Origin of the sequence: Micromonospora sp. NBC_01405 (assembly GCF_045040155.1) — a bacterium.
In the GTDB taxonomy this organism is placed as follows: Bacteria; Actinomycetota; Actinomycetes; order Mycobacteriales; family Micromonosporaceae; genus Micromonospora.
Window position 1 is genome coordinate 3,240,660 of the sequence record NZ_CP109532.1, and the last position, 26,044, is coordinate 3,266,703.

A 26,044-nucleotide genomic window follows, 5' to 3' on the forward strand; every position below is an offset into this window, starting at 1 on the left:
GATACGGAGAAGCGTCGATGACTACCGGGCTGGCCCGTGTCACGATCAGCGCCCCCCAGCGCCGGGTCGACGTCGCCCTGCCGGAGCAGGTCCCCCTCGCCGAGCTGCTGCCCGAGGTGCTCCGGCACGCCGGCGAGGGGCTGGCCGACGACGGGGAGCGGCACGGTGGCTGGGTGCTGCGCCGCACCGACGGCGTGGTGCTGCTCACCGCCCAGGCGCTGCTTCCCCAGGGGGTCCGCGACGGCGAGGTGCTGCACCTGGTGCCGGCCCGCGCCGAGTGGCCCGAGTTGGAGTACGACGACGTGGTCGAGGCGATCGTCGACGGGGCCCGCCGCCGGGGCGCGGCCTGGTCGCCGGCCGCCACCAGGGCCGCGGCCCTGGCCGGGGCGGCCGTCCCGCTCTCCGTCGGGCTGCTCGCCGTGCTCGCCGCCGGGCCCGGGCACCGGGCCGGCTGGCAGGTCGCGCTCGCGGTGGCGCTGCTGCTCACCGTCGCCGGCGCGGTCGCCTCCCGGGCGTACGGCGACGGCGCCACCGGCGCCACGTTGGGCGGCTACGCCCTGCCGTACGCCGCCACGGCCGGCGCCCTCGCGGTCAGCTCCGGCGACCAGGTCGGCGCGTTTGCGCCGCTGCGCTGGCTGGGCGCCCCCGAGCTGCTGGCCGGCACGGTGGCGCTGCTGTTGGTGGCGATGCTCGGCCTGCTCGGGGTGGCCAGCCGGGTCCGGGTCTTCGTGGCCGGCGTGACCGTCGGGGCGGCCGGCGCGCTCGTCGCGCTGGGCGGGCTGGCGCTGCCGGCCGAGGGCGTCGCGGCGGTGCTGGTCTGCGTCCTGGTCTTCGCGCTGGGCGGGCTGCCGCTGCTGGCCATCCGGTTGGGCAGGATGCCGCTGCCGCCGATCACCCTGCCCGGCGACGGGAGCCCCGGTGCCGAGGCCGCCCGGGACCTGCCGGACCGGGCCCGGGTGTACGCCGCCGTGGCCCGGACCGAGGAGATGCTGACCGGGATGCTGATCGGGCACGCCGTGCTGGCTGCCGGGGCGGCGGCGGTGCTCGCCGCGATGGGCGGGACGGCCGGCCGGCTGCTGGCGGCGGTCGCGTCCGTCGTGCTGCTGCTGCGTTCCCGGCTATTCGTGGCGCTGCGCCACCGGGTGCCCCCGGTGGCCGCCGGGCTGGCCGGGGCCGCCCTGCTCGGCGGGGTGCTCGCCGTGGGTTCCGGTCCGGCCGGAGGGCTGCTGCTGGCCGTCGGCGGGCCGGTCGTGGCCCTGGTCGCCGTGGTCGCCGGCACCACGTCCGCCCGGCGGCCCGTGTCGCCGTACGTCGGTCGGCTGGCCGACCTGACCGACACCGCGCTGGTGGTCTCCGTGGTGCCGGTGGCCTGTGCGGTGCTCGACCTGTACGAACGGGCCCGGGGGCTGCTCGGCTGAGCGGCTCCCGGGCCCGTCGACGTCTGCCGGTGGTCAGTGCACGGACTCGCCGCGCTCCTCGGCCTCCTTGGCGCGCCGGTACGAGTTGTGAATCTCGGCCTCGGCCTCGACCCGGCCGACCCAGGTCGCGCCCTCGACCGACTTGCCGGGCTCCAGGTCCTTGTACACCTCGAAGAAGTGCTGGATCTCCAGCCGGTCGAACTCGCCCAGGTGGTGGATGTCGCGCAGGTGCTCCTGACGCGGGTCCTCGTAGGGCACGCAGAGGACCTTGTCGTCCCCGCCCTTCTCGTCGGTCATCCGGAACATGCCGATGGTGCGGCACCGGATCAGGCAGCCGGGGAAGGTGGGCTCGGGGACCAGCACGAGCGCGTCCAGCGGGTCGCCGTCCTCGCCCAGGGTGCCCTCGATGAACCCGTAGTCCGCCGGGTACTGCGTGGACGTGAAGAGGGTGCGGTCCAGCCTGATCCGGCCGGTCGCGTGGTCCACCTCGTACTTGTTGCGGTGACCCTTGGGGATCTCAACCGTGACGTCGAAATCCATCTTCCACGCTCCCTCGTCTGCCCACGCTGGCTAACGGAAACCAGTGGCGCCGCTCTCCAGGCAGGTGAATGCCCACCCGCCTGCTCCGGCCGCCGCATAGTCTTCGGACCGAAGTAGTGTCACCCAAGCTGTTTTCCGAACGGGAGGAGGGGGCTGTGGGGAGGGAAGATTCACACTACCGCCCGGAGGGGGTTGACGGGCGGAAGGGCGGGCATCCGGGCTCCGGGGGCGCGACCGGGCGGGTCCCCGTGCCTGAGGCGCACCTACCCCGTACCCCCGTGCCGCCCCCCGCCGACGACTTCGACCCCGAGGCCACGGCCCGGATCGTCAGGGCCGGGGAGCGGCCTCCGCCGCCCGTGTGGCGGCCCTCGGATCGGGCGCCCGTGGCCGACCGGGTGTCGGCCCCGGCCTTCCCCGCCGCCGGCTTCGACGCACCCATGCCGGAACCGGCAGCGGCCGGTGGCGCCGGCGGCGGGCCGCCGGCCGGGCCGCCCCCGGGGCACGACCGGCCGCCGGCCCGCCGCCGGCGCCTCCCGCTGGCCGTGCTGGCCACCGTGGTGCTGCTCGCCCTGGTCGGGGCCGGGCTGGCGGTGGTCCGGCCCGGTCCGGTCGCCGGCTGGCTCGGCGCGGACCGGGCCACCCCGCAGGCGACCGGCGAGGCCACCGAGCCGGAGCCGGTCCCGGTGCTCTCCGGCCCGGACGCCAACGCCCCCGAGCCCACCCCGGACGGGGTGCGCGCCGCCCTCGAACCGCTGCTGCGGGCCCCCGAACTGGGCAGCCGGGTCAACGTGTCGGTGGCCGACGTGACGACCGGCCGGTCGCTCTACTCGCAGGGCGGCGATGCCGGCACCGTCCCCGCCTCGGTGACCAAGCTGGCCACCGCCGTCACGGTGCTGAAGGCCCGCGGGCCCGACCACCGCATTCCCACCCGTGCGGTGGCCGGCGCGAACCCGGGCGAGGTGGTCCTCGTCGGCGGCGGCGACCCGACCCTCGCGGTGGACGGCGACGGCTTCTACCCCGACGCGGCCCGCCTCGACGACCTGGCCAAGCAGGTCAAGCAGGCGCTCGGCGGCACCGCGCCGACCCGGGTCACCGTCGACTCCTCGCTCTTTCCCGGCCCGGTGTACGGCCCCGGCTGGGACTCGGACATCCCCACCGGCGGGTTCGGCGCGGCGATCAGCGCGCTGATGACCGACGGCGCGCGCCGGGACCCGAAGGCCGCGAAGAAGAACTTCGACGCAGGCCACGGCTGGGCGGAGCGGGTCCCACAGCCGGACCTGGTGGCCGGCCGTGCCTTCGCCAGGCTGCTCGGGCTCACCAGCGCTGCCCCCGAGGTGACGCGGGGCACCGCCCCGGCAGCCGGCGCGGCCCCGTCCGCCGCTGCCCCCGCGCCCGGCGCCGAGCTGGGCAAGGTCGAGTCGCTGCCGATGATCCGGCTGGTCGACCTGATGATCACCGACAGCGACAACGTGATCGCCGAGGCACTGGCCCGGCAGGTCGCGCTGGCCCGTGACCAGCCGGGGTCCTTCGTCGGCGGGGCGGCGGCGATGGACATCGTGACCGGCGAGCTGGGCCTGTCGGCCAACGAGATCACCCTCGCCGACGGCAGCGGGCTGTCCCGGAGCAACCGGATCAGCCCGTCCCTGCTGACCGATCTGATCTCGCTCGCCGGCAACGGCACCCACCCGGGGTTGGCCGCCATCTTCGGCGGCCTGCCGGTCGCCGCCTGGTCGGGCACCCTCGGCGGGCGGTACCAGGTGCCGGCCACGGTGGCCGGGGCCGGCGTGGTCCGGGCCAAGACCGGGACGCTGACCAGGGTGCACGCCATCGCCGGGCTGGTCACCACCGCCGACGGCCGGCTGCTCACGTTCGCCCTGCTCACCGACCAGGCGCCGCCCGACTCGCTCGACGACACCCGGCGGGCCCTCGACCGGATCACCTCCGCGCTGGCCCGCTGCGGCTGCCGCTGAACCGGCCCGGCACCCTTTTGTGGAGGCATGTCCTGTCATCGGCGAAAGGTGGGGGTGTTCCGGCGCGGGTACGGTGGGTGCATGGCGCAGTTCGTGGACTGGGATCTGGCCGCCGCGACCGCGGGGGCGTTGAGCAAGTCGGGGCCCCGGGTGTCGTACGCCGAGGCCACCGAGGTGGTTTCCGAGCTGCGGCGACTGACCGACGAGGCGGCCGGGCACGTGGCCGACTACACGGGGCTCCGCTCGCAGGTGGTGCACCCGCCGGTGCGCGTGGTGGACCGACGGGACTGGGCGGCGACCAACATCGCCGGCCTGCGCGAGGTGATCACCCCGCTGGTCGGCCGGCTCGCCGGCGACAAGCAACCCGGCCCGCTCACCGAGGCGATCGGCTCCCGGGTCACCGGAATCCAGGCCGGCACCGTGCTGGCGTACCTGTCGGGGCGGGTCCTCGGCCAGTACGAGGTCTTCTCCGGCGACCCCGGCCAACTGCTGCTGGTCGCGCCGAACATCGTCGAGGTGGAGCGGAAGCTGGGGGCCGACCCGCGTGACTTCCGGCTCTGGGTGTGCCTGCACGAGGTGACCCACCGCACCCAGTTCACGTCGGTGCCCTGGATGCGGGCGTACTTCCTCGGCGAGGTGCAGGCGTTCGTGGACGCCTCGCAGGGCGGCGAGCACCTGGTCGAGCGGCTGCGCCGGGGGGTGGCCACCCTCTCCGACGCGGTCAAGGACCCGGAGAGCCGGGCCAGCGTGCTGGACATCGTGCAGACCCCCGCCCAGCGGGCCGTACTCGACCGGCTCACCGCGCTGATGACCCTGCTGGAGGGGCACGCCGAGTTCGTGATGGACGGCGTCGGCCCGCAGGTCATCCCCAGCGTCGAGCGGATCCGGGCCGCGTTCAACCGGCGTCGGGAGACGGGCAACCCGCTGGAGAAGGCGATCCGCCGGCTGCTCGGCGTCGACGTCAAGATGCGCCAGTACGCCGAGGGCCGCAAGTTCGTCCACGGCGTCGTCGAGCGGGTCGGCATGGAGGGCTTCAACAAGATTTTCAACTCCCCGCTGACCCTGCCCCGGCTGGATGAGCTGGGCGACCCGGACGCCTGGGTCGCCCGGGTGCACGGGCCGGCCGGCGCCACCCCGACCGTCGGCTGACCGTACGCCGATGGCCGCGCTCGCCCCGTCGGTCGCCGCGGTCCGGCTCGCGGTCCGCCGCGCGCTGACCGGGCTGGCCGGGGACGGGCCGGTGCTGGTCGCCTGCTCGGGCGGGGCCGATTCGCTCGCCCTGGCCGCCGCCACGGCGTTCGTCGCGCCCCGGCTCGGCCGGCGGGCCGGGCTCGTCACCGTCGACCACGCCCTCCAGGCCGGCTCCGACCAGCGGGCCGCCGCCGTGGCGGCCTGGGCCGCCACGGCCGGGTTCACGCCGGCCGAGGCGGTACGGGTCGACGTCGACGGCCGCCCCGGAGGGCCGGAGGCGGCCGCCCGCCAGGCCCGCTACCAGGCGCTGGTCGAGGCGGCCCGGCGGCACGGGGCGGCGGCACTGCTCACCGGGCACACCCGCGACGACCAGGCGGAGACGGTGCTGCTCGCGCTGGCCCGGGGCGCCGGCCCCCGCGGGCTGGCCGGGATGCCGCCCCGCCGGGACCTGTCCGGCGTGCCGCTGCTGCGCCCCCTGCTCGACGTGACCCGGGAGCAGACCCGCAAGGCGTGCGCCGCCCTCGGGTTGACCCCGTGGGAGGACCCGCACAACACCGACCCCTCGTACGCCCGGGCCCGGGTCCGGGCCGACGTGCTGCCCGCGCTGGTCCGGGCGCTCGGCCCCGCCGTGCTGGACAACCTCGCCCGGACTGCCCGCCTGGTGGCCGCCGACACCGCCGCCCTCGATGCCCTGGCCGCCGACGCCCTGGCCGCGCCTGCCCCTGCGGTACCGGCCGATCCGGCCGCCGTCGGCGGGGCGAGGGGGCCGACGCCGGCGGGTGTGCGGGTGCCCGAGGGCGGGTTGTCGGTCGAGGCGCTGGCCGGGCTCGCCCCGGCAGTCCGGACCCGGGTGCTGCACGCCTGGGCCCGGGAACTCGGCGCGGCACCCGCCGCGCTGTCCCACCGGCACGTCGCCGCGCTGGACGCACTGGTCACCGACTGGCGGGGGCAGGGCGCGACCCATCTGCCCGGCGGCATCCGGGTGGTCCGCCGTGCCGGCCGGCTCACCGCCGCCGGCCCGATCGCCTGACGGCTCACCGGCCGCCGACCGACCGACCGGCCGCTCGGCTGGGGCCGGCCGCTCGGCTGTTGGCGGGGGCCGGCGGGTCAGCCGTTGGCCGGTGGGTCAGGCGGTCGTGACGCGGTCGCGGAAGGTGGCCCGGTAGGCGTGCGGGGTGGTGCCCAGCCGGCGGGTGAAGTGGTGGCGCAGGGCAGCCGCGTCGCCGAAGCCGGCCTGGCCAGCCACGCCCTCCACGCTCAGGCCGGTCTCCTCCAGCAGCCGCCGGGCCAGCAGCACCCGCTGGTTGGTCAGCCAGTCGTGGGGCGTGGTGCCGGTCTCGGCGCGGAACCGGCGGGCGAAGGTGCGCGGGGTCATCCCGGCCCGGGTGGCCAGCCCGTCGACGGTGACGGGGCGGTCCAGGTGACCCATCAGCCACTCCAGCACGGGTTCCAGGGTGGGTGCCTCGGGGGCCTTCGGGATGGGCGCCTCGATGTACTGGGACTGGCCGCCGTCGCGGTGCGGCGGGACGACCATCCGGCGGGCCAGCCGGGTGGCGGTGGCCGAGCCGTGCTCCTGGCGTACGAGGTGGAGGCAGGCGTCGATGCCGGCGGCCGTGCCGGCGCTGGTGAGCAGCCGGCCGTCGGCCACGTAGAGCGAGTTGCACCGGACCCGGGCCCGGGGGTGGCAGCGCTGCAACTCGTCGACGTACCGCCAGTGGGTGGTGCACTCCCGGTCGTCGAGCAGCCCGGCCGCACCGAGCACGAACGCCCCGGAGCAGACGCTCAACACGTACGCGCCGCGCGCGGCGGCCCGGCGCAGCGCGTCCAGTACGGCGGGGGACACGTCCGTGTCGCCGTTGTGCCCGGGTACCGCGACCATGTCGGCGTCCTCGATGGGCCCGAGGTCGGCGTGCGGGGTGAGGTGGAACCCGACGGAGGTATGCACCTGGGCGCCGTCGGACGTGCAGACGGTGAACCGGTAACCGGGGAATCCGTCGGCGGTCCGGTCGGTGCCGAAGACCTCGGCGAGCACCCCCAGTTCGAACGGGGCCACCCCGTCGAGCGCGAGTACGGCGACGGATCGGAGCATGTGACGAGGGTAACCGTACGGGTGGCAGGAAATCGAGGTCTGGTGGCATAACTGCCACTGTCTGGCGGGTGGGCAGGCGCGCAGACTGGTTCCAGTCCGGTGCGCACCGGCGGCGAAAACATCCGATAACCCCCGCGAAAGCGAGCGCCGCCATGGCATTCCTGCCGTTCCTGCTCTTCCTGCTCCTCCTCGTCGTCGCGTCGGTCGCCGGCCTCGTCGCCGACACCCGGGACTCGGCCGACTGGAAGCCCACCGACGAGGGCCGCCGGTGGCGATCCAGTATCTGCTGACCCGGTTCGCGCCGGATGTGGAGAAAATCCCGGCGGGACCGCGTCGAAAGGGGCGGCCCCGCCGACGGAGGGCATCCGGCATACGGCAGGCTAGGAGTCATGGCTGACGGCTCCTGGTACGACGCCGACATCGACCACGTGATCATTTCCGAGGCGCAGATCCGCGAGAAGACGGCGGAGCTGGCCAAGCAGGTCTCGGCTGACTACGCGGGCGTCGACGGGCTCCTGCTCGTCTGCGTGCTCAAGGGCGCGGTCATGTTCATGGCCGACTTCGCCCGGGCGCTGGGCCGGCAGGGTCCTCCCGCCGAGCTGGACTTCATGGCCATCTCGTCGTACGGCCAGGGCACCACCTCCTCCGGCGTGGTCCGGATCCTCAAGGACCTGGACCGCGACATCGCCGGACGGCACGTGGTGGTCATCGAGGACATCGTCGACTCCGGGCTCACCCTCTCCTGGCTGCTGCGCTACCTGGAGTCGCGCTCGGCGGCCAGCGTCGAGGTCGTCGCCCTGTTCCGCAAGCCGGACGCGGTCAAGGTCCCGGTGCCGGTGAAGTACGTCGGGTTCGACATCCCGACCGAGTTCGTCGTCGGCTACGGCCTCGACTTCGGCGAGCGGTACCGCGAGCTGCCCTACGTCGGCGTGCTCAAGCCCGAGGTCTACGCACGGGCGTGAGACCCGTTCGTATCGGTACCCGTCAAGCCGACGTTCAGCGCGTTCTCAGCTGATCGGTCTACGGTAGGGGTCGGTGGCGTGGAGTAGCTCTCCACGCCCGGCCCTTCGACCCGCGTGACCGGGCGGTCGGGTGGCCGGGCGCGGGACTCCCGCCACGCCGGCTGAAACCCGGTTCGCCTTACGCGTAACTGCTGGGCTCGCAAGCTCACATGTCGCGCGCACGGTGTACCGTCGAGTGACCGTGGTGCGGCAGTTGCGCACCCCGGGGTCGAGGCCGGCCCGCACGGCGGCTCCGGCCGCCGCCTCGGCGGCGACAAGCCATTCAGACGGTCAGGACGTCGATCAGGAGGATGCGGGCGCCTCGGCGCTCGACGACAGCATGGAACGTACGCGTTTCTTCCGCCGACCGGTGGTCTGGATCATCCTGGTCATCCTCGGCGCCGTTGTGCTCAGTCAGCTGTTCACCGCTGGTCCCAGCTACCACCGCGTGGACACTTCCGTTGCGCTCGATCAGCTGCATACCGCGAAGATCAAGAAGGCGGTCTTCCAGGACAAGGAGCAGACGCTCCAACTCGACCTGGAGAGCAAGACCAAGTTCGGTGACACCGACACCGACCGGATCGAGGCCCAGTTCCCGTACGAGGTGGGCGGCCAGGTCTGGAACGAGGTCCTCGACGCCAAGGCGGCCAACCGGGTCACCGGACCGGCCGACACCAAGGTGTCGTCCGACAGCATCTGGGTGAGCCTGCTGGTCAACCTGCTCCCCATCGCGCTGCTCGTGCTCCTGCTGCTGTTCTTCATGTCGCAGATGCAGGGCGGCGGCTCCCGGGTGCTCAACTTCGGCAAGTCCAAGGCGAAGATGATCACCAAGGACACCCCGAAGACGACCTTCGCGGACGTCGCGGGCGCCGAGGAGGCCGTCGAGGAGCTGCACGAGATCAAGGACTTCCTGCAGAACCCGGCGAAGTACCAGGCCCTGGGCGCCAAGATCCCGAAGGGTGTGCTGCTCTTCGGCCCGCCCGGCACGGGTAAGACGCTTCTCGCCCGCGCCGTCGCCGGCGAGGCCGGGGTGCCGTTCTACTCGATCTCCGGCTCCGACTTCGTCGAGATGTTCGTCGGTGTCGGCGCCAGCCGGGTCCGCGACCTGTTCGAACAGGCCAAGACGAACGCCCCGGCGATCGTCTTCGTCGACGAGATCGACGCCGTCGGTCGCCACCGCGGCGCCGGCATGGGCGGCGGCCACGACGAGCGCGAGCAGACGCTCAACCAGCTGCTCGTCGAGATGGACGGCTTCGACACCAAGGGCGGGGTCATTCTGATCGCCGCCACCAACCGGCCGGACATCCTCGACCCGGCGCTGCTGCGCCCGGGCCGCTTCGACCGGCAGATCCCGGTGGACGCTCCCGACATGGAGGGCCGCAAGGCGATCCTGCGGGTGCACGCCAAGGGCAAGCCGTTCGCCCCCGACGTCGACCTCGACGCGGTGGCCCGGCGGACCCCCGGCTTCAGCGGCGCCGACCTGGCCAACGTGATCAACGAGTCAGCGCTGCTCACCGCCCGCAAGGACGAGCGGGCGATCAGCAACGACTCCCTGGAGGAGTCGATCGACCGGGTGATCGCCGGTCCGCAGCGTCGGACCCGGGTGATGGGCGACCAGGAGAAGAAGATCACCGCGTACCACGAGGCCGGGCACGCGCTGGTCGCCTGGGCGCTGCCGCACGCCGCGCCGGTGCACAAGGTGACGATCCTGTCCCGTGGCCGCTCGCTGGGCCACACCCTGGTGCTGCCGACTGAGGACAAGTACACCCAGACCCGCGCCGAGATGATCGACACCCTGGCGTACGCGCTGGGCGGCCGGGCCGCAGAGGAACTGGTGTTCCACGAGCCGACCACCGGCGCCGGCAACGACATCGAGAAGGCCACCGGGCTGGCCCGCGCGATGATCACCCAGTACGGCATGAGCTCCAAGCTCGGCGCGATCAAGTACGGCACCAGCGGGGACGAGCCGTTCCTCGGCCGCAACATGGGCCACGAGCGGGACTACTCCGACACGGTGGCCGCCGAGATCGACAACGAGATGCGGGCGCTGATCGAACTGGCCCACGACGAGGCCTGGGAGATCCTGGTGGAGTACCGGGACGTCCTGGACAGCATCGTGCTCGAGCTGATCGAGAAGGAGACCCTCTCCACGGCCGACATGGCCCGGATCGCTGCTCGGGTGGTGAAGCGCCCACCGATGGCCCCGTACAACGGCTTCGGCAAGCGTCAGCCCTCCACCGAGCCCCCGGTGCTCACCCCGACCGAGAAGGACGCGCTCAAGGCGCAGGCCCAGGCCGACGGCGCGTCCGTCGGCGGCGGCACGCCCAGCTCGAACAACTCGGACGGTATGCACTGAGTACCGACCCGGAGGTCGGTCCCGAGGTCCCCACCCAGGGCGCCTCGTCGACCGAGCCCGACACCGACGGGCTGGACTACCTCGCCGCGCGCCTGGTCAACGGAAGGTTGACCGGGCGCCCGGTCGAGGAGGCCGTCGACCTGCCCCGGATCGAGAAGGCGGTACGCGAGATCCTGATCGCGGTCGGGGAGGACCCCGACCGCGACGGGCTCGTCAAGACCCCGGCCCGGGTCGCCCGCGCGTACGCCGAGCTCTTCGCCGGCCTGCGGGTCGACCCGGCGCAGGTGCTCAGCACCACCTTCGAGGCCAACCACGAGGAGTTGGTGCTCGTCCGGGACATCGACGTGATGAGCCTGTGCGAGCACCACCTGCTCCCGTTCCGGGGCAGCGCCCACATCGGCTACATCCCCGGAACGGACGGCCGGATCACGGGCCTGTCCAAGCTGGCCCGGCTGGTCGAGGTCTTCGCCCGCCGTCCCCAGGTGCAGGAGCGGCTCACCTCGCAGATCGCCGACCTGCTGATGAGCAAGCTGGCCCCGCGCGGCGTCGTGGTGGTGCTCGAGTGCGAGCACATGTGCATGGCGATGCGCGGCATCCAGAAGTCCGGGGCGAAGACGATCACCTCGGCGGTGCGCGGCACGCTCCAGAACGACGCGAAGTCCCGGGCCGAGGCGATGGCCTTGATCATCCACCGCTGACCGCGGGATTCGCCGGCGGGCGACGCCGGGTCGCTGGACCTCACGGAGTCCGCCCAGGGCGGGATGGGCCCGCACGGGCGCGCCGCGCCCGGCCCGGCGGGCGGGTCAGCCGGCCAGCATCGCCAGAACGAGTCCCGCCGTGGTCGACACCGCCGGGACGAGGCAGACCAGGGCACCCCACCGGGGGGTCCGGTCCACTCGACCACTGGTCGCCGGGTTCGGCACCGCCCCGACGGCCGTCGCCGCCGGATCGTCCACGGCACCGCCCCCGCCGGTCCGCCGGCCTGACGCGCGGACCGCCGCCAACGACACGCCCGTCGGGTCCACCCGACCACGGGAGCCGGCAACCACCGGGACACCCGGGGCGGACTCCGTCGGGCCGTCGGCCGTACCCGGGCTCGACGTCCGGCGGGTGGCTTCCCCGGCCGCCGCAGGACCGGTCGGCCCGTCGAACAGCCGGCCGACGGCGAGCCAGCCGGCGACGAAGGCAGCCACCGGCATCGGCACCCCACAGATCAGCGCGACCACGCTCGCTGGGCCGGTGCCGGTGGCCAGGTAGATCACCACCTGGAGCAGCGGTACGACCAGTGCCAACGGCCCGTACACCAGCAGGTTGCGGACCTTCGGCGGCCAGGCCGCCGGGCGGAGCGGGCTGCGCGCGGCCAGCACGCCGTCCGCCGCGTCCGCCCAGCCCCGGGCCGCCCGCAGCGCGCCCAGCACCGCCGTCGGCCCACCCACCATGCTCCGGGCCGCCTCCGTCAGCTCGGGCGGCGACGGCACCAGCACCATCGGGGGTACGCCCAGCTCTCGCAGCCGGGACCGCTGCGGGGCGAGTCGCTCGCGTACCGCGGTCAGTTCCTCCCGGGCGGCCCGGACCGCGCGGGCCTGCTCCGTCGCGGCGGTCGCCGCGCTCCGGCGCACCCCGTCGAGCTGCCGGGCCGCGGCGACGTACTCGGTCCAGGTGGTCGCGCCGTCGGCGGGACGGGGCGGTGCGGGATCGGCACCGGAACGCTGCCTGACCGGGGCGGCAGCCGTCGCCGCATCGGCGATGCTGGTCGGCTCCCGGCTCATGCGCTCTCCCCAGCCCCTGCGGCGTCGGCCCTGCCTGCGGCCTCGGCCGCGTCCCCGCCTCCGGCGTTGTTCGCGGCGTCGGCCCCGTTCACGGCGTTGTTCACGGGTTCGGTTCCGCTCACGGCGTCGGTTCCGTTTCCGGGGGCGGACCCCACCGGGGGTTCGGCGAACGGCACCAGGAGGACGCCCCGCTCGTCCGGGCCGTCCCAGAGCACGGCCCGGTTCCTGCGCGGACGCCACTGCACCGGGTGGCCGAACACCGCCGCGAGCTGCGTCCCCGGCACGCCCACCGCCACGACGGCAGCGAGTTTGTCGACCTCGTCCTCGGCCTGGACGACCGCGGTGAACGGCGGCACCGTGCGCCACCAGCCGAGCAGGTGCCGGCCGGTCGGGGGGCCCTCCCGCAGCAGGGCCCGCAGCAGGTCCGGCGGCAGCTCCTGCGGGGCGGGTCCGTCGAGACCGAAGACCACCAGGTAGCCCGGCTCGTCGGCGTCCAGCGCGGCGAGCAGGCCCGGCAGGCCGACCCGGTCCACCCGATGCTGGCCGGCGAGGTCGGCGGCGAGCGCGTCGGCCACCGGCACCGCATCGGCGCCGAGCGCGGCCACGACGAACCGTCCCGTACCGGGCCGGTGGTGCGCGGCGACGCTGCGGGCTGCGGTCGCGAGCAGCGCGGCGGCCTCCACCCCTGGGCCCAGGACTGCGATGTTGCGGCCGGCAGCCGGGCCGATCGGCACCGCCACCGTAGACCGGGACAGGTCCACCGCACGGCCGAGCAGGGCGGCCGGTCCACGGGCCCGGCCCGCGAAGGCTGCCCGGTAGCGGGGGTCGTTGCGCAAGAGCGGACGCGCCCAGCCGGCGAAGACGACCGGGGGCGCGGACCGCTCCGCCCGGGCCTCCCAGAGCCGGTGCCGCAGCTCCGCGATGCTCTCCGGGACCTCGTGCGGGTCGGGGAACCGGACCATCCGCTCGTGCCCCCGGGTCGCGCCCCGGGGCCCGCCGAGCCCGCCCGCCGTGTTCACCACCGCGCTGCCCACCGGCAGGCCGGCGGCGGCGTCGTTGCTCGGCTCCAGCACCGGGCCGCCGCCGGCCAGGGCAACCCGTACCGGAAACTGCCCGAGCATCGAGTCCCGGGTCGTCTGCCCACCGGCGATCCCGAGGTTGCCCTCCCCGGCCAGGACCAGGTGGACCCCGTACGCCCGGCCCGAGCGCGCCAGGGTGTCCAACCGGGCCGTCGCCTCGGCGGCTAGCCGGTCCCGGTCCGCGAGGAGCAGCGGGATGTTGTCGATCACGCACACCACGCGGGGCAGGGACTGGTGCTCCCGCAGGGCGGTGAACCGCTGGCCGCCGGCACGCTGCCCGGCCTCCTCCCGACGCTGGACCTCCGCGGTCAGCTCACCGAGAAGGTCCAGCACGTACTCCCGGTCGGCGGCCATCCCCGCCGTACGGACCTGGGGCACCCAGGACCGGTCCCGCTCGGTCTGGAGAAACTCCGCGAACGACTCGCCTTCACCGAGGTCGGCCAGGTGCAGGACCAGCTCGTCCGGGCCGTACCGGGCGGAGAGACCGAGCAGCACGTTGGTGAGGAAGGCGGCGCGGCCTGCGGCGGACCGGCCGCTGACCAGCCAGTGCGGGGTCAGCTCGGTGAAGCCGACGGTCACCGGCCGGCCGCCGGCGTCCCCGACAGTGGTGGCGATCCCCTCCGCCGAACTGGCCGTGCACAGTGGCTCGTCCGGGTCGGGGAGCAGATCGGCCAGGCTGAGCCGGGAGCCGGCCTCCACCTCCTCGGCGAGCCGTCGGCAGACCTCGTCGACCAGTGCCGGGGGTGGATCGTCGTCGACGAAGACGGGCGAGTTGAGCCCTCCGGGCGGCTCCGCGCCCGGGCCGGCGAACGAGGTGCCGGGAGGGTCGCCCAACAGCGAGTACGCGTTGCGTACGGACAACGGGGTGGCCTGTGGCAGGGGGGCGCGGGTCGCGTACGGACCGGCCGGGGGCCAACCCGCCACGACGAGGTGTAGCCCGGCGGCGCGTCCCTGCTCGGCCAGCGCCTCAATCCGCCCCAGGTCGGTCGGCCCGGTCAGCTCGGGCAGCGCGGCGACGACCAGCAGCAGCGTGCGGTCGTGGCGGCGCGGTCGGCCGGTGCCCGGAGCCACCCACTGTTCCGCTTCGGTGAGTACCGCCCGCAGCCCGGCGACGTCCACCGCAGGCGGGGGCAGGAGCCCGGCGTCCGCGAGCGCCGAGAACGGCGCGAAGGTGTCGGGCAGCGCTACGGCCGACCCGGCACCCGTATTGGTACGGAATGCGTCGCTGGTGCGGATTACGCTGCTGGCGTGAACCGCGTCGCTGGTGCGGATCGCGTCGACGGCGCGGACCAGCAGGCAGCCGGCGGGCGTCGCCGCGAGCAGGCGAAGCAGGATCGCCCGGAGCAGCCCGGCCACCCGCGGGTCACGAACGTCGGTGTCGATCGCCAAGTGCCCGGTTCCGAGCAGCGGCACCAGCGCGGGGAAGCGCGCGTCCTCCAGCGGGGCGGCGGTCCCGACCCGGACGAAAGCCGGTGGCCCCTCGCCCGAGGGAGCCTCCGCGGCGACCGTCTCCAGTGGTTCCCCGGCCCAGCCGGGCGCCAGCAGGGCCGCCGTGCTGCGGAGCCGGTCCGCGAGCTCGTACTGCCGGCGCTGGTCGGCCGGCGCGGGCCGGATCTCGTCCAGCATGCCGGCCGCTGCGGTGGCCGTCGCCTCCGCCCTCCGGTGCAGGGCAGCGGCGCGGTTTGTGCGTGTCCTCGGACCGGCCACCGCGTCCACCCCTCTTCCCGAGGCTGGCAACCCCTCCCCGCGCAGTGACCGTATCCCAGGTCGGCGCCCCCCTCCGGGATGCGCCACGGCGCTGCGCCCAGGTGCCGGGTGATTACCGGCACGAGGGCTTCCCGGTGGTGGTGGTGCGGGGCGGCTCCTCGCGTCGAGAGCGCCGGTCCCCTGATCACGGCGCGGGCCACGCCCCCGTCCTCGGCGATCGGGCGCGCGGCGGGCCGGGCCGGTCGTGCCCCGGTCATGATCGGTGGCGTCTGGGGCATTGGGTACGAGGCGTCCAGCCGATAGCCTCAAGGGGTGGAATCAGTGCAGCCCTCCGCCGGTTCCCAGGTCTCCCGCGTACCGGCGCAACGGACCCCGCCGGAGCAACTGGCGCCCCCGTCCGGGGCACCGGCACCGGTCCGTCCGCCGCGTCGGTTGCGCACCGTCGTCACCGTGGTCGCCGGGGTGGTCGGCTTGCTTATGCTCGGAGGCGTGGCGACCGCCTTCGTCCTGTACGAACGCGCCACCACCCCGGACCGCAGCGCCCCCGATGTAGTGGTCGTCAGTTACCTCCAGGCTCTGCTGGTCAAGCGTGACCAGAACCGAGCGTCGTTTTTTACCTGCGGTGACCGAATGCCTGCGATAGAGGCATTTCAAGACCATATCCTCGTTAAGGAAAAGGAGCTAGGCGTCTCAATATCGGTGAATATCGAAAATCTTGTAGTCGTCGAAAATGGTTCGTCGAATTCGATCGTAGACGCGGTGATTAGGAGAAGCGCTCAGGTGGACGGGGTGCAGCAAAGCCTCACCGACAACTGGCGTTTCGGATTGTCCGAGCAGGAAGGATGGCGTGTCTGTACCGCGCAACCCAACTGATGGCTATTCGATCCACAACAGGTGGACCGGCACCTCTAGGGTCGTCGGGGGTTGTCCTCGCCAGGCCCAGCGGTACCACTCCAACTCCGGAGTGACCCGCACGCAGATGTCTCCGTCCGTGCCCGAGTAGGTCTCGGTCACCGCACGCAGGTCCCGTTGCTCCCCGGTGTCCGTGACGTGCACGACTCGCCGCCCGGTGACAACGCCGGCATCGAACACCGGGGTCGGCGCGCGGTGGGTCGGCGCGTCCAGGGACACCAGATGGGCACCGGATTCCTGGGGTGCTCCACCGCTCGGCCGGGTTCCGACGGCCTCTACCCAGACCCGCTCGACCGGCACGAGTGGGGCGAACACCTCGACCTGCTCGGACTCGGCGCGATACCACTCCTGCTCCGGAATGACCGGCACGTAGGTGCGGCTGTTCTGCACCACCCGCTCGTCGGCACGCAGGTCACCGCGCCAACCGAGGCCCGGTAGCCCGATCAGGACCCGCTGGCCGCGCAGGTCGACCCGGACGGTCGCGGGCACGATCTCGATCGGCCGGGGTGGTAGAGGGGCCCAGTCGGGTTGGTCGGCGAAGGGGTCGGGGAATGGCCCGGTCATGCGCCCCGGGGCCTCACGCCTTGCCGTTCAGCGGCGCGCCCCGGTCCCGCATGAACGACACCGGGTTCACGGCACCCCGGCTGGAACGATCCCCGTCGAGGTGCACCTCGAAGTGCAGGTGCGGCCCGGAGGAGTTGCCGCTGCTGCCGACCTCCCCAATCACCTCTCCGGCTTTCACGAGTTGACCGGGAACGACCCGGGGCTTGACGATCATGTGGCAATACCGGGTGACGTAGCCGCCGGCGTGCAGCATGTCGACGAACCAACCGCACCCGCCCTTGCCCGGCCAGCCATCCACGTCGCAACTGCTGCGCCCGCCATGGTCGGGGTCGCAGCGGGCTACCAGGACCCGACCCGTGGCGGCGGCGCGTATCAGGGTGTGCTTCGACGCGCCGATGTCCACGCCGTTGTGGCTGGGCCGACTCGCGGTCCGGAACCCGGACCCGACGCCACCCGGGATCGGCGCGGTCCAGCCCGAGGCGGCGATCTGGCCCCGGGTGGCCGCGTTGCAGATGTTCTGCTTCGCCACCTGCACCGTGCGGGCCGCGCCCCCGGCGAGCGCGTCCACGATCTTGCTAGCCAGTTCCTCGTGCTTGGCGTAGGCATCCGGGAAGGCGCTGACCTGTACCCGCTGGGCGGCCCGGGTCAGCGGCATCTGCTCCCAGTTGGGGACCTTCACCAGCTTCTCGTAGAACTTCCGGGACGTGTAGGCCGGGTCCTGCAACTGTTCCGGTGAGCCCCAGCCCTGGCTGGGGCGTTGTTGGAAGAGGCCCACCGAGTCGTGGTCGTTGCGGCTGCCGAGGTGTGGGAGGTTGCGCAGACCGGACTCCTGCATGGCGGTGGCGATCGCGACGACCCATCCCCGGGGCGGAACCTTCATGTCGGAGCCGACCTTGATGATGACGGCGGCGTTGCGGATCTGGCTGTCGCCGTACTGGGCGAAGCGCGGCATCTTTCCTGACACGTTGACCTGGTGCGTCCGTCCGCAGCCGGACCGGGCCTCGGGGGAGAGGTCATCCCCACCGCCGCTCAGTTCGGTGAGGAAGAACGCCGCCGTGCCGCCGGTGCAGCAGAGCAGCGTGAGGGCCGCGGTCAGCGCGGCGGCCAAGGCACCGACGCGCAGTTGCCGGCGGCGTGGGGCCCCGCCTTCGAGGTGATCGCTCATGTCCGCTCCCAGTCCACAGCGTCGACCAGCCAATGCCCGTCCGGGGCCACGAGCTCCAGCCGTAGACGCCCCGAGTCGAGCGGCACCAACACCTCCACGAAGCGCTCCGTCCGGAGCCGGAGGCTCGGTTCTCCGGTCGTCCGCTCCGCTGGGATCCCAGCCGGATCGGCACCGGCGAGTTCCTCGGTCAGTTCCGGCGTGGAAAGCGGACGCAGGGCGGCGTGCCATTCGTCGGCCCCGCCGTCGCGACCGCCGAGCCAGGCGGCGGTGAACCTGTCCGCGATCTGCTCGGGCGGTGGTGCGCCCGGCCGGCTCACCGGTGACGGGGGCGTGGTACTCCCGACCACGCCGTCGTCACCGGTGGTTGGATCGACGGTGGTGATCGGCTCGCTCGGTTGACTCAGGCCCGTCTGTGGATTCCCTAGCCCAGAGACCAGCCTGGCCGCTCCGAGCACGCCGAGTACGAGGACGCCGATGACCAACGCTATGCCCAGCCGGGACCGCAGCACGCGTGTGAACAGGAACTCGACCGCCCGTCGCATCACGCTCACCGCGCCTCGGTACGGATCCGCGGTACCGCGGGCCGCGGCGTGGAAGGCTCGGCAGACCCGGGGCGGTAGATGACGAAGGACGCGTTCTCCTCGGGCACGTCCGGCTCCGTCCAAGTCGCGGGCTGGCGACGCCGAGGCCGGGGCGCGGCGGGACGTGCTTCGCTCCGCTGCTCCGGCACAGTGGCCTCGTCCGGATGCGTACGATTGTCGGACCGTTGCCGCCCCTTCGGGGTGCTGCTGACAATGGTGGGGACCTTGGCCTGACTCGGATCCTCGTGTCGGGCCTCCGGCCGGAGGCTGCGCTGCTCCAGCCCCACGCCTCGTCGCCGGGCCAGGGCCGGCTCGGCGGTGCCGCCCGGCTCCGCCACGTCCAGCCGTGCGGCGGTGCGAATGTCCCGGAAGAACCGACGATGCCACGAGCCGGCCGAGCTGACGGCCTCGCTGTTGTCCTTGCCACCGAGCTGGGTGATCCGACGGTACGGGCGCAGCAGCAGCCAGCCGACCACCCCGCAGAGCCACACCAGCACCACCTGGAGCCATCCGGGCAGGGTAGCCGTGCTCATGATCAGGTCCACGGCGAAGAGATAGATGGCGGCCCCGGTGCCGAAGATGGCGATGTTGAACACCGCGGCGACGACGGCGTTGGCCAGCCGCCGAAGTCCGGCGCTCGCCGGACGCATCAGGCCCACGGTGCCCAGAATCGGGGCCGCGATCACCGCCCACCGGAAGATGAGGAAGCCCAGCAGGACCAGCAGCGAGGCGGTGAGGTCGAACATTGCGAAGAGCAGTGCGGCGAGCACCGCGATGAAGCCGGAACCGACCCGGTCCATGTCCCGGATGCCTTGAAGATATTCGTACGCTTCAGGGTCTTCGTTCCTGATCTGCTCGGCAACCTTCATCCATTGTTGCTTCTTGGCCTCGATCATGGCGGGTCTGGTGGCAGGGTTGGCGCGGATGGACTGGGATTCCCCCCATGTCAGCGATCTTGCATCGTAAAGTGCTGGTCCATACTTCTTGGCCGTCTCGCTGTCAGCAGACCCCAGGACGCCGCGGAGCCAATTGCGGTACAACATCGTTTCATTTGCAGTGTCGCTGGCACGAATGGCAGGGGATCGAAGGTCTTTGCATCGCTCAGGTGAATCGATGCAACGCCCTGGTGTCGGCTCTTTCGCCTGAGGGCCGACTGCGTCATGCACCACACCAAGAGTGGTAATCAGCGTCCCGTCCGCCAAGTTGGCGGATTTGACTGGCCAGGCGGCCAATGCGGTGACCGCAACCATCACCAGTAGAGCCCAGCCTGCTGTCGTCATCGCGTTGCTCATATCCGATTGGCGGGATCTCCAGAGGAGGTAGAGACCTACCACGCAAAGTGTGATGATACCGAATACACTGAACACCTTCTGGTAAACGGCTTTTGTGGCTTGATCTACGAGCGGATCAGCCCATCCCCACATAGACCGAGGGTCCCAAGCCCTCTCCCGCAGGGCGTTCGATGCGCCGATGATCGCAGTAGCGATCATGAACTCGCCGTTGGCGACGGTAGTGGTAAATTTGTAGTCCGGGTGAAGAACAGTGGAGACACAGCCGCCGGGTATGTCGTAGGTGGTGTAGCTGTAGCCGCCGTATCCATAGAGGCTGTATTGGCCGGTGACCCCACCCGGCGACTCCTCCTTGGGAGGGGCACTGGCAAACCAGCCAGCCAGACCGGAGTCTGGTGCGCTGGGAGTCGGCGCTTCCAGACACTGCGCGCGGTCGGCCGCGACCGCGTTCAGCTTGCCGACGCAGGTACGGAAGTCGGCCTGCCACTCCTGGGTGGTGCACAGATCCGCGCGGGCCTGGGCCGTCGGCGGGGCGGCGTACGCCGGGTCGCCGCCCACCACCGGCCAGGCGACGGTGGCCCCGGCGAGTACGCCGAGCGCGAGCAGGAACGCCGCTAACCGGGCCCGCACCCTCGCCATGTCACGCCTCCAGGTCCGGGAGATTGGTCGGCAGTTGCCCAGCCGTCGCGGCGACCGCGGCGGGGGTGGTGTCCAGGTGATCCAGCAGCCCGTCGACGTACGACACGTCCACCCGGACCTTCTGCACCCGCCCGTCGACGTCGCGCATGACGAACTCGCGGAAGCCGAGTCGGACGGCCGAGGTGGCGTCCGCGGTCGACAGCGAGGCCAGGGTGGCCTCGTACCCGTCGTTGACCGGGACGCGGAGCAGCCGCAGCGCCTCGGAGGCGATCTCGGCGTCCTCGGCGATCCGGCCGACGAAGACGGTGGAGACGAGGTTCTGGACGTCGAGGCCGAGGATGTCCCGCGGGTTCTGCGAAGCGACCAGGGCGGCGAGGTTCCACTTGCGGGAGTCGCGGGCGAGTCGGACCAGGAACGATCGGCCGGAGCGCCAACCCTCCATGAAGTGCGCCTCGTCCAGGCCTACCAGTTTCCGGGATGACATCGAACCGCCGTAGCAGCGGCGTACCGCCAGCCGGTGGGCGGTGTGCAGCATAGGCAACGCGAGGGCCTCCTCGGCCGACCAGTACTCCCGTTCGATCTTGAGGTCGGGCAGCCGCAGCCCGGCCATGGTGATCACGGTAAGCGCCGCGTCGGCGCCGAGCAGCCCCTCCGGCGGGCGGCCGAAGAAGAGCATGGCCAGCGGCATCTCGGCGGTGTCCAGCAGCAGGTTGGCCAGCTCCTTGCCGGCGTCGTCGTCGAGCTGCCCCAGGCAGGCGACCACGTCGTCCAGGGTGGACGTCTCCTCTGCCGGCACCTGGCGCACCGCGTGCCGGAACAGGGTGGCGGTGGACGCCTCCCGGGCCACCTGCGGCGGCACCAGCATCATGCAGATGTCCTGTACCAGCATGCGGCGTTCGGCGCGGGCGTTGGAGATCGCGATCTCGAACTCCCGGTCGCCGGTCGCGCCGGCGCTGAACTCGCTGCGTAGCGGCGTCGGGATGAGCGCGTACGGTGCCAGCGTTCCCTGCTCGGAGCCGGTCAGGTTGAGCACCCGCGAGTACGGACGCAGCTCCGGCATGTTGCACAGCCGGGCCAGCGGCCCGGACGGGTCGAGCAGGGTCACCTGCACCCCGCGCCGGGCGGCGAGGTAGCCCAGCGCGCCGAGCAGCGTCGACTTGCCGCCGCCCGGCTCGGCGACGAAGACCGCGAGCCCGGAGCGTTCCCGCACCTCCATCGGGAAGTGCATGTCGAGGAAGACCGGCCGGCGGCAGGTGCCGGCGGTCCGCCCGATGAGGTCGCCGCGCCGGTCGCCCACCGTCGACGCGGCCTGGGGCAGCGCGGCGGCGAGCAGGTTGACCGGCATCCGGCGGACGTACCCGGTGTTGGCGATCGGCTCGCCGGGGATGAACTCCCGGGCCAGCCAGTCCTGGTTCTTCGGGTGTTGCAGCGAGACGCGCAGCTCGCGGGAGTAGAGCTGGATCAGCCGGCGGGCCCGTTCCAGGCACTCCTCCCGGGTCCGGCCGCCGACCGCGATCCGGTGCCAGCCGTGCGCCCGGGCCGAGTCCACCGGCAGGCCGGTGGTCATCTCGTCGCCGATCACCAGCGCCCGCTTGGCCAGTCGCTCCAGCTCGGGCGGGGCGTCGATGCCGTGCTCGGCGTAGTCGAGCTGCTGGGAGCGGATCATCCGCAGCCGGTGCTCAAGGTTTCGGAACGAGTCACCGGAGCCGAGGATGTCGACCCGGGTGGAGATCTCCATCGGCCAGGGCAGCCGCTCGTGGAAGTGCAGCCAGGGCTCGTGCCGCTCGGGGATCTCCAGCGGCTCCATCCGGCCGACCGCGAGCACGGCCACGTGCCGCTCCTCGCCGGTCATCCGGTTGACCAGCTTAACCGTCGAGCCGTACGGGGTGCGGTAGCGCTCGACCTGCTCGGTGAGGGCGAGCAGGTCTCCGCGCTCCCATCGGCCGTTGGTGATCGGGGAGAGGGTGCCGGGTGGGGCCATGCACAGCGCGACCGAGCGGTAGAGCAGCCACTCCAGCTCCTGGGCGGTCACCCGCCGCCCGCGCATGCCGAACGCGCCCAGCACCTCGTCGAACTGTTCGACGGTGCGACCGAGCTTGCGGCGCTCGCCGTCGGCGACGCCCCGGCCGAAGGTGCGCAGCAGTCGCTCGGTGAGCGAGTCGCCGAGAGAACGCCGGGCGAAGGTGACGCCGAGGTACGTCTGCCCCTCGGCGTGGTTGACAGAGAGCAGGTGCCGCTGGGCCGCCACCAGATGGTCGCCCCAGCCGGCGGTGCCCGGCACGTCGGGCAGCGGGGCCGCGGTGTGCGTGTCGATGGTGCGGGCCCACTCGTCGGCCGGGAAGGGCCGGGTGGTGCGGCGTAGGTGCAGCCGGAATCCGGCGAGCCCGGCGTACTGCTCGGAGATGGCGGCGAGCAGCGCCTCCCGTTCGGCGTCCGGCCGGAACGCCCAGCGCACCTCGGGCAGCCAGTACCAGGCGGTGACGGTGTTGGGGGTGAACGTCAGGTGGCCGGCGATCTCTGTGATGGCCAGTTCGACCGACGGGTCCCGATCCCCGAACTTGATCTTCGGTGCCCGGACCGGCTTGGCCTGCTTGGCCGGTTTCGCGGCCTTCCCGGCCTTGTCGGGCCGGGCGGGCTTGCCTGGCCGGTCGACCGTGCGCTGGCGGGGCGGCGTGGCCTCCCGGCTGGCCGGCGCAGGTGCCGGATCGGGCGCGTGGCGGGTCGCCCGCTCCACTTCTCGGTGGGGCTCGGCCCGGTGCGGCTCGGCCCGGTGCGGTTCGGCCCGGTGCGGTTCGGGCACCCGGTGCGGGGGCCGCTCCGGCTCCCGGACGGCGGGCGGCGCGACGTCGCGCCAGCCGTACGTCTCGTCGTCGGGGTCGGTGACCTGGGTGACCGGGGGCGGGGGCAGATCGGGCCCCGCGGCGGGACGGACCGCCGGGAGCCGGTCCGCCGGCTGTTGGGGGACCCGGGCCCGGCTCTGCGGGACGGGTGCCGGTGCCGGGGTGCGCTCGACCGGCGAGGGGGACCGCTCGACGGGGGCCGGCTGCAGCTCCGCGCGGGCGGGCGGCGGTACGGCGGCCACCTGCTGGTGGGGGATCGCGGGCAGGTCCCGGCCGGTCGGTCGGGGCGGGGCCGGCAGCGCGGGCCGGGACGCCCCCGGGTGGGCGCCGCCGAACAGGTCGAGGAACGGGGAGTCGATGTCCGCGTTCTCGGCGACCATCGGCGCGGGTGGCTCCGGCGCACCCGGGCGTCCCGGTGCGGGGCGTGGCGCCTGGAAGACCCCGACCCGGCCGTGACCGGGCGTGGTGGCGAGCGCCGGGTCGAGGGCGACCTCGTCCAGCTCCTCGCCCGCAGGGTAGTCGAACGAGCGCGCACGGTTACCCTGCGGTGCGGTGTGGCGTCCTGCCGGGGAACCCGGCGTGGAAGAGCGGCTCATGCCACCGCCTCACCCGAGTGCCGCGACGGCCCGATCGGTGTACGCCCGGTCATGCCAGTTCCTCCCGGATCCTGATCCGGCTCGCCACCATGCGCGGGTCGCGCTGCTCGACGGCCGACTCCCGGGTGCGTCGCCAGTCGGTCAGCGCGGTACGGATCACCATGCGCGCGGGCCGGTCCGGGTCGACGTACCGGAAGATGAACGAGGTGCTCACGATGGCGAGGGCGATCTCCCAGGCCGGGAAGAGTTCGACCCGCAGCGTGAACAGCCAGTGGATGAACATGTAGAGGGGTACGAGCAGCATGAACAGGCCGTACTGGGCGTACGGCAGGTGCACGGGCAGGGTGTAACCGGGCGGCCCGAGGTAGACCAGGCGGGCCCGGTAGATGTCGTCGTCGGTGCGCAGCCGCATTTGCCCGCGCCTATTCGAAGATCAGGTCGATCAGGTAGTCACCGATGAAGAAGAGTGTCGCCGCCCCGGCGATGAAGGCCAGCCCGACGATCGCGATGGCGGAGCTGGTCAGCACCTTGGAGATCTCACCGCGGCTGGCCCGGCCGATGAAGATGACGCCGAGCACGGCCAGCAGGATCGGAGCGATTTTGCTGGCGAAGAAGGTGACGATGTTGTTGGTGTCGATGCCCTTGGGCGCTGGCTCGGCGAGTGGAGTCGACGCCAGGGTGTGGAGCGCGTGGCTGACGGCGGACGTCGTCGTCTCCATGAGCTCGATGGCGATCACTGGAACCTCCCCATGTCGCGGCCGGCGAAGCCGCGGCGGTGCAGTAGGCAAGCCTGGCGGGATGGTGCTCACTAGGCGCAGCGTCGGCGACCCTGCGTCCGTTGCCCACCACGGAGGGTGGTGAGCTTTGGGGGGATTTTTCCCGCTTTGACCCTCCCTCCAGGCTGCGCCGTCTCACTGCTGGGCAATTCCAAAGGGTACGGGCCGCCCCCCTTTGCGACAAGCCGCGAAGACTCGACCCGGAACGACCCGGACGTCCGATCGTACACCTGTTCCAATGCGCATGTCAGGGCCGTTCATGCTGCGACGGACCGGGCCGCCGGGAGCCGCCGGAACGACCGGTACCGTGCAGTCGTGACCGATCTGGTGCGGGCGCAGGCCCCGGTGGTGATGGGCGTCCTCAACGTCACGCCCGACTCGTTCTCCGACGGCGGCCGGTACGCCGATTTCACCGCCGCCGTCGCACACGGGGTGCGACTCGCGGTGGACGGCGCGCACCTGGTGGACGTCGGGGGCGAGTCGACCCGTCCCGGTGCGGACCGGGTGGACGCGGAGACGGAGGAGGCCAGGGTGCTGCCGGTGATCCGGGAGCTCGCCGCCGCCGGCGTCGCGGTCAGCATCGACACCAGCCGTGCCCGGGTCGCCGAGGCCGCCCTCGCGGCCGGGGCCGCCGTGGTCAACGACGTGTCCGGCGGTCTGGCGGACCCGGACATGGCCCGGGTGGTCCGCGACGCCGGCTGCCCCTGGGTGCTGATGCACTGGCGGGGGCACTCCCGGGGGATGCGCGAGCTGGCCCACTACACCGACGTGGTGATCGATGTCCGGGCCGAGCTGGCCCAGCGGATCGACGCCGCGCTGGCCGCCGGTGTGCCGGCCGACCGGATCGTCGTCGACCCGGGCCTCGGCTTCGCCAAGACCGCCGAGCACAACTGGCAGCTCACCGCCCGCCTGCCCGAGCTGCTGGAGCTCGGTTTCCCGCTGCTGTTCGGGGCCAGCCGCAAGTCGTACCTGGGCCGGCTGCTCGCCGACGCCGACGGCGTCCCCCGGCCGACCGCCGGGCGGGAGGCGGCCACCGCCGCCACCAGCCTGCTCGCGGTGGCGGCGGGCGCCTGGGGGGTACGCGTGCACGACGTGCTCGGCACCGTCGACGCGCTGGCCGTCTGGCGGGCCGGCGGCCGTCCCCGCCTCGTGTCCGACCGGACCGGCGGGAAGCGGGCCGGCGGAATCCAGACGGAGGGGGACCGGTGACCGACCGGATCACGCTGACCGGCCTGCGGGCGCACGGGCGGCACGGCGTCTACGACTTCGAGCGCGAGCGGGGGCAGGACTTCGTCGTCGACGCCGTCCTCGAACTGGACCTCGCGCCGGCCGCCCGCTCCGACGACGTGACCGACACGGTGCACTACGGCGAGCTGGCCGACCGGCTGGTCGAGGTGCTCACGGGGGAACCGGTCAACCTGATCGAGACGCTCGCCGACCGGCTCCTCGCGATCTGTCTGGCCGACCCCCGGGTGGTCCGGGCGACGGTGACCGTGCACAAGCCCGAGGCCCCGGTTCCGCACGCCTTCACCGACGTCGCGGTGACCATGACCCGGACCCGT

The 26,044-nt window shown here is 72.9% G+C and carries 21 protein-coding genes and 1 pseudogene; 11 read left to right on the top strand and 11 right to left on the bottom strand.

What is annotated here, in order from left to right:
• Nucleotides 1-17: 17 nt before the first annotated feature.
• Nucleotides 18-1,418, top strand: a complete 1,401-nt coding sequence (eccD, locus tag OG559_RS13720) for a type VII secretion integral membrane protein EccD (RefSeq protein WP_405115719.1) — start codon at nt 18-20, stop codon at nt 1,416-1,418.
• A 33-nt stretch (nt 1,419-1,451) separates the two neighbouring features.
• On the opposite strand, the gene OG559_RS13725 is transcribed toward eccD, so the two are convergent.
• Entirely contained in the window at nt 1,452-1,958 is a 507-nt protein-coding gene (locus OG559_RS13725) for an inorganic diphosphatase (protein ID WP_405115721.1), read from the bottom strand.
• Nucleotides 1,959-2,113: 155 nt separating this feature from the next.
• On the opposite strand from OG559_RS13725, the gene dacB reads away from it, so the two are divergent.
• The 3 genes from dacB to tilS all read left to right on the top strand — a co-directional run bounded on the left by dacB (nt 2,114) and on the right by tilS (nt 6,149).
• Nucleotides 2,114-3,928: a D-alanyl-D-alanine carboxypeptidase/D-alanyl-D-alanine-endopeptidase gene (dacB, locus tag OG559_RS13730; protein WP_405115723.1), complete on the top strand. Its 1,815-nt coding sequence runs from the start codon at nt 2,114-2,116 to the stop codon at nt 3,926-3,928.
• 81 nt (nt 3,929-4,009) lie between these two features.
• Nucleotides 4,010-5,077 (top strand): zinc-dependent metalloprotease, encoded by a 1,068-nt coding sequence (locus OG559_RS13735; RefSeq protein WP_405115725.1) that lies wholly within the window; start codon nt 4,010-4,012, stop codon nt 5,075-5,077.
• Between the two features lie 10 nt (nt 5,078-5,087).
• The gene (gene tilS / locus OG559_RS13740; protein ID WP_405115727.1) at nt 5,088-6,149 is read left to right on the top strand and encodes a tRNA lysidine(34) synthetase TilS; all 1,062 of its coding nucleotides are present in this window, start codon (nt 5,088-5,090) and stop codon (nt 6,147-6,149) included.
• 96 nt (nt 6,150-6,245) lie between these two features.
• On the opposite strand, the gene OG559_RS13745 is transcribed toward tilS, so the two are convergent.
• Nucleotides 6,246-7,208 (bottom strand): GlxA family transcriptional regulator, encoded by a 963-nt coding sequence (locus OG559_RS13745; RefSeq protein ID WP_405115729.1) that lies wholly within the window; start codon nt 7,206-7,208, stop codon nt 6,246-6,248.
• A 152-nt stretch (nt 7,209-7,360) separates the two neighbouring features.
• Between OG559_RS13745 and OG559_RS13750 the strand changes: the two genes are divergently transcribed.
• The 4 genes from OG559_RS13750 (at nt 7,361) to folE (ending at nt 11,263) form a co-directional block, all read left to right on the top strand.
• Nucleotides 7,361-7,498 carry a hypothetical protein gene (locus OG559_RS13750; protein ID WP_396670612.1) on the top strand — a complete coding sequence of 46 codons (138 nt, stop codon included), beginning with the start codon at nt 7,361-7,363 and terminating at the stop codon, nt 7,496-7,498.
• Between the two features lie 99 nt (nt 7,499-7,597).
• Nucleotides 7,598-8,170, top strand: coding sequence for a hypoxanthine phosphoribosyltransferase (gene hpt / locus OG559_RS13755; RefSeq protein WP_161686501.1), 573 nt, complete (start codon nt 7,598-7,600; stop codon nt 8,168-8,170).
• A 379-nt stretch (nt 8,171-8,549) separates the two neighbouring features.
• Nucleotides 8,550-10,565, top strand: coding sequence for an ATP-dependent zinc metalloprotease FtsH (ftsH, locus tag OG559_RS13760; RefSeq protein WP_405115732.1), 2,016 nt, complete (start codon nt 8,550-8,552; stop codon nt 10,563-10,565).
• A 71-nt stretch (nt 10,566-10,636) separates the two neighbouring features.
• Nucleotides 10,637-11,263 carry a GTP cyclohydrolase I FolE gene (folE, locus tag OG559_RS13765; protein ID WP_396670767.1) on the top strand — a complete coding sequence of 209 codons (627 nt, stop codon included), beginning with the start codon at nt 10,637-10,639 and terminating at the stop codon, nt 11,261-11,263.
• Between the two features lie 105 nt (nt 11,264-11,368).
• Here the strand turns inward: folE and OG559_RS13770 are convergent, their stop codons facing one another.
• Both OG559_RS13770 and OG559_RS13775 read right to left on the bottom strand, forming a co-directional pair.
• Nucleotides 11,369-12,334 (bottom strand): hypothetical protein, encoded by a 966-nt coding sequence (locus OG559_RS13770; protein ID WP_405115734.1) that lies wholly within the window; start codon nt 12,332-12,334, stop codon nt 11,369-11,371.
• On the bottom strand, nt 12,331-15,129 hold the full coding sequence (locus OG559_RS13775; protein WP_405115736.1) for an FtsK/SpoIIIE domain-containing protein: 2,799 nt from the start codon (nt 15,127-15,129) through the stop codon (nt 12,331-12,333). The genes OG559_RS13770 and OG559_RS13775 overlap by 4 nt, the downstream gene beginning before the upstream one ends.
• A gap of 480 nt (nt 15,130-15,609) precedes the next feature.
• On the opposite strand from OG559_RS13775, the gene OG559_RS13780 reads away from it, so the two are divergent.
• Nucleotides 15,610-15,993 carry a hypothetical protein gene (locus OG559_RS13780; protein ID WP_405115738.1) on the top strand — a complete coding sequence of 128 codons (384 nt, stop codon included), beginning with the start codon at nt 15,610-15,612 and terminating at the stop codon, nt 15,991-15,993.
• 3 nt (nt 15,994-15,996) lie between these two features.
• Here the strand turns inward: OG559_RS13780 and OG559_RS13785 are convergent, their stop codons facing one another.
• From OG559_RS13785 to OG559_RS13815, 7 genes are read right to left on the bottom strand one after another with little or no spacing between them, the layout of a single operon-like run.
• A complete protein-coding gene (locus OG559_RS13785; protein WP_405115740.1) occupies nt 15,997-16,596 on the bottom strand; it encodes a hypothetical protein in 600 nt (199 codons plus the stop codon).
• A gap of 13 nt (nt 16,597-16,609) precedes the next feature.
• The gene (locus OG559_RS13790) at nt 16,610-17,761 is read right to left on the bottom strand and encodes a M23 family metallopeptidase (protein ID WP_405115742.1); all 1,152 of its coding nucleotides are present in this window, start codon (nt 17,759-17,761) and stop codon (nt 16,610-16,612) included.
• The gene (locus tag OG559_RS13795; protein WP_405115744.1) at nt 17,758-18,312 is read right to left on the bottom strand and encodes a hypothetical protein; all 555 of its coding nucleotides are present in this window, start codon (nt 18,310-18,312) and stop codon (nt 17,758-17,760) included. Before OG559_RS13795 ends, OG559_RS13790 begins: the two co-directional genes overlap by 4 nt.
• Nucleotides 18,309-20,270, bottom strand: a complete 1,962-nt coding sequence (locus OG559_RS13800; protein WP_405115746.1) for an MFS transporter — start codon at nt 20,268-20,270, stop codon at nt 18,309-18,311. Before OG559_RS13800 ends, OG559_RS13795 begins: the two co-directional genes overlap by 4 nt.
• Before the next feature lies 1 nt (nt 20,271).
• On the bottom strand, nt 20,272-23,706 hold the full coding sequence (locus tag OG559_RS13805; RefSeq protein WP_405115748.1) for an ATP-binding protein: 3,435 nt from the start codon (nt 23,704-23,706) through the stop codon (nt 20,272-20,274).
• Nucleotides 23,707-23,755: 49 nt separating this feature from the next.
• Nucleotides 23,756-24,118, bottom strand: coding sequence for a hypothetical protein (locus OG559_RS13810; protein WP_350881378.1), 363 nt, complete (start codon nt 24,116-24,118; stop codon nt 23,756-23,758).
• A 10-nt stretch (nt 24,119-24,128) separates the two neighbouring features.
• Nucleotides 24,129-24,443 (bottom strand): hypothetical protein, encoded by a 315-nt coding sequence (locus tag OG559_RS13815; RefSeq protein WP_350881380.1) that lies wholly within the window; start codon nt 24,441-24,443, stop codon nt 24,129-24,131.
• Between the two features lie 354 nt (nt 24,444-24,797).
• Here OG559_RS13815 and folP point away from each other — a divergent pair, with 354 nt between their 5' ends.
• The gene (gene folP, locus OG559_RS13820; protein WP_405115750.1) at nt 24,798-25,691 is read left to right on the top strand and encodes a dihydropteroate synthase; all 894 of its coding nucleotides are present in this window, start codon (nt 24,798-24,800) and stop codon (nt 25,689-25,691) included.
• Nucleotides 25,688-26,041, top strand: a pseudogene (folB, locus tag OG559_RS13825) (dihydroneopterin aldolase); the annotation flags it as partial. The gene folP and the pseudogene folB, both read left to right, overlap by 4 nt.
• Nucleotides 26,042-26,044 lie beyond the last annotated feature (3 nt).

What these genes read in the sequence shown, in the direction of transcription:
- OG559_RS13810 (WP_350881378.1), bottom strand. Translation starts at nt 24,118, where the DNA reads ATGCGGCTGCGCACCGACGACGACATCTACCGGGCCCGCCTGGTCTAC.
- hpt (WP_161686501.1), top strand. Translation starts at nt 7,598, where the DNA reads ATGGCTGACGGCTCCTGGTACGACGCCGACATCGACCACGTGATCATT.
- OG559_RS13745 (WP_405115729.1), bottom strand. Translation starts at nt 7,208, where the DNA reads ATGCTCCGATCCGTCGCCGTACTCGCGCTCGACGGGGTGGCCCCGTTC.
- OG559_RS13770 (WP_405115734.1), bottom strand. Translation starts at nt 12,334, where the DNA reads ATGAGCCGGGAGCCGACCAGCATCGCCGATGCGGCGACGGCTGCCGCC.
- eccD (WP_405115719.1), top strand. Translation starts at nt 18, where the DNA reads ATGACTACCGGGCTGGCCCGTGTCACGATCAGCGCCCCCCAGCGCCGG.
- OG559_RS13750 (WP_396670612.1), top strand. Translation starts at nt 7,361, where the DNA reads ATGGCATTCCTGCCGTTCCTGCTCTTCCTGCTCCTCCTCGTCGTCGCG.
- tilS (WP_405115727.1), top strand. Translation starts at nt 5,088, where the DNA reads ATGGCCGCGCTCGCCCCGTCGGTCGCCGCGGTCCGGCTCGCGGTCCGC.
- OG559_RS13725 (WP_405115721.1), bottom strand. Translation starts at nt 1,958, where the DNA reads ATGGATTTCGACGTCACGGTTGAGATCCCCAAGGGTCACCGCAACAAG.
- OG559_RS13800 (WP_405115746.1), bottom strand. Translation starts at nt 20,270, where the DNA reads ATGGCGAGGGTGCGGGCCCGGTTAGCGGCGTTCCTGCTCGCGCTCGGC.
- OG559_RS13785 (WP_405115740.1), bottom strand. Translation starts at nt 16,596, where the DNA reads ATGACCGGGCCATTCCCCGACCCCTTCGCCGACCAACCCGACTGGGCC.
- OG559_RS13790 (WP_405115742.1), bottom strand. Translation starts at nt 17,761, where the DNA reads ATGAGCGATCACCTCGAAGGCGGGGCCCCACGCCGCCGGCAACTGCGC.
- ftsH (WP_405115732.1), top strand. Translation starts at nt 8,550, where the DNA reads ATGGAACGTACGCGTTTCTTCCGCCGACCGGTGGTCTGGATCATCCTG.
- OG559_RS13805 (WP_405115748.1), bottom strand. Translation starts at nt 23,706, where the DNA reads ATGAGCCGCTCTTCCACGCCGGGTTCCCCGGCAGGACGCCACACCGCA.
- OG559_RS13735 (WP_405115725.1), top strand. Translation starts at nt 4,010, where the DNA reads ATGGCGCAGTTCGTGGACTGGGATCTGGCCGCCGCGACCGCGGGGGCG.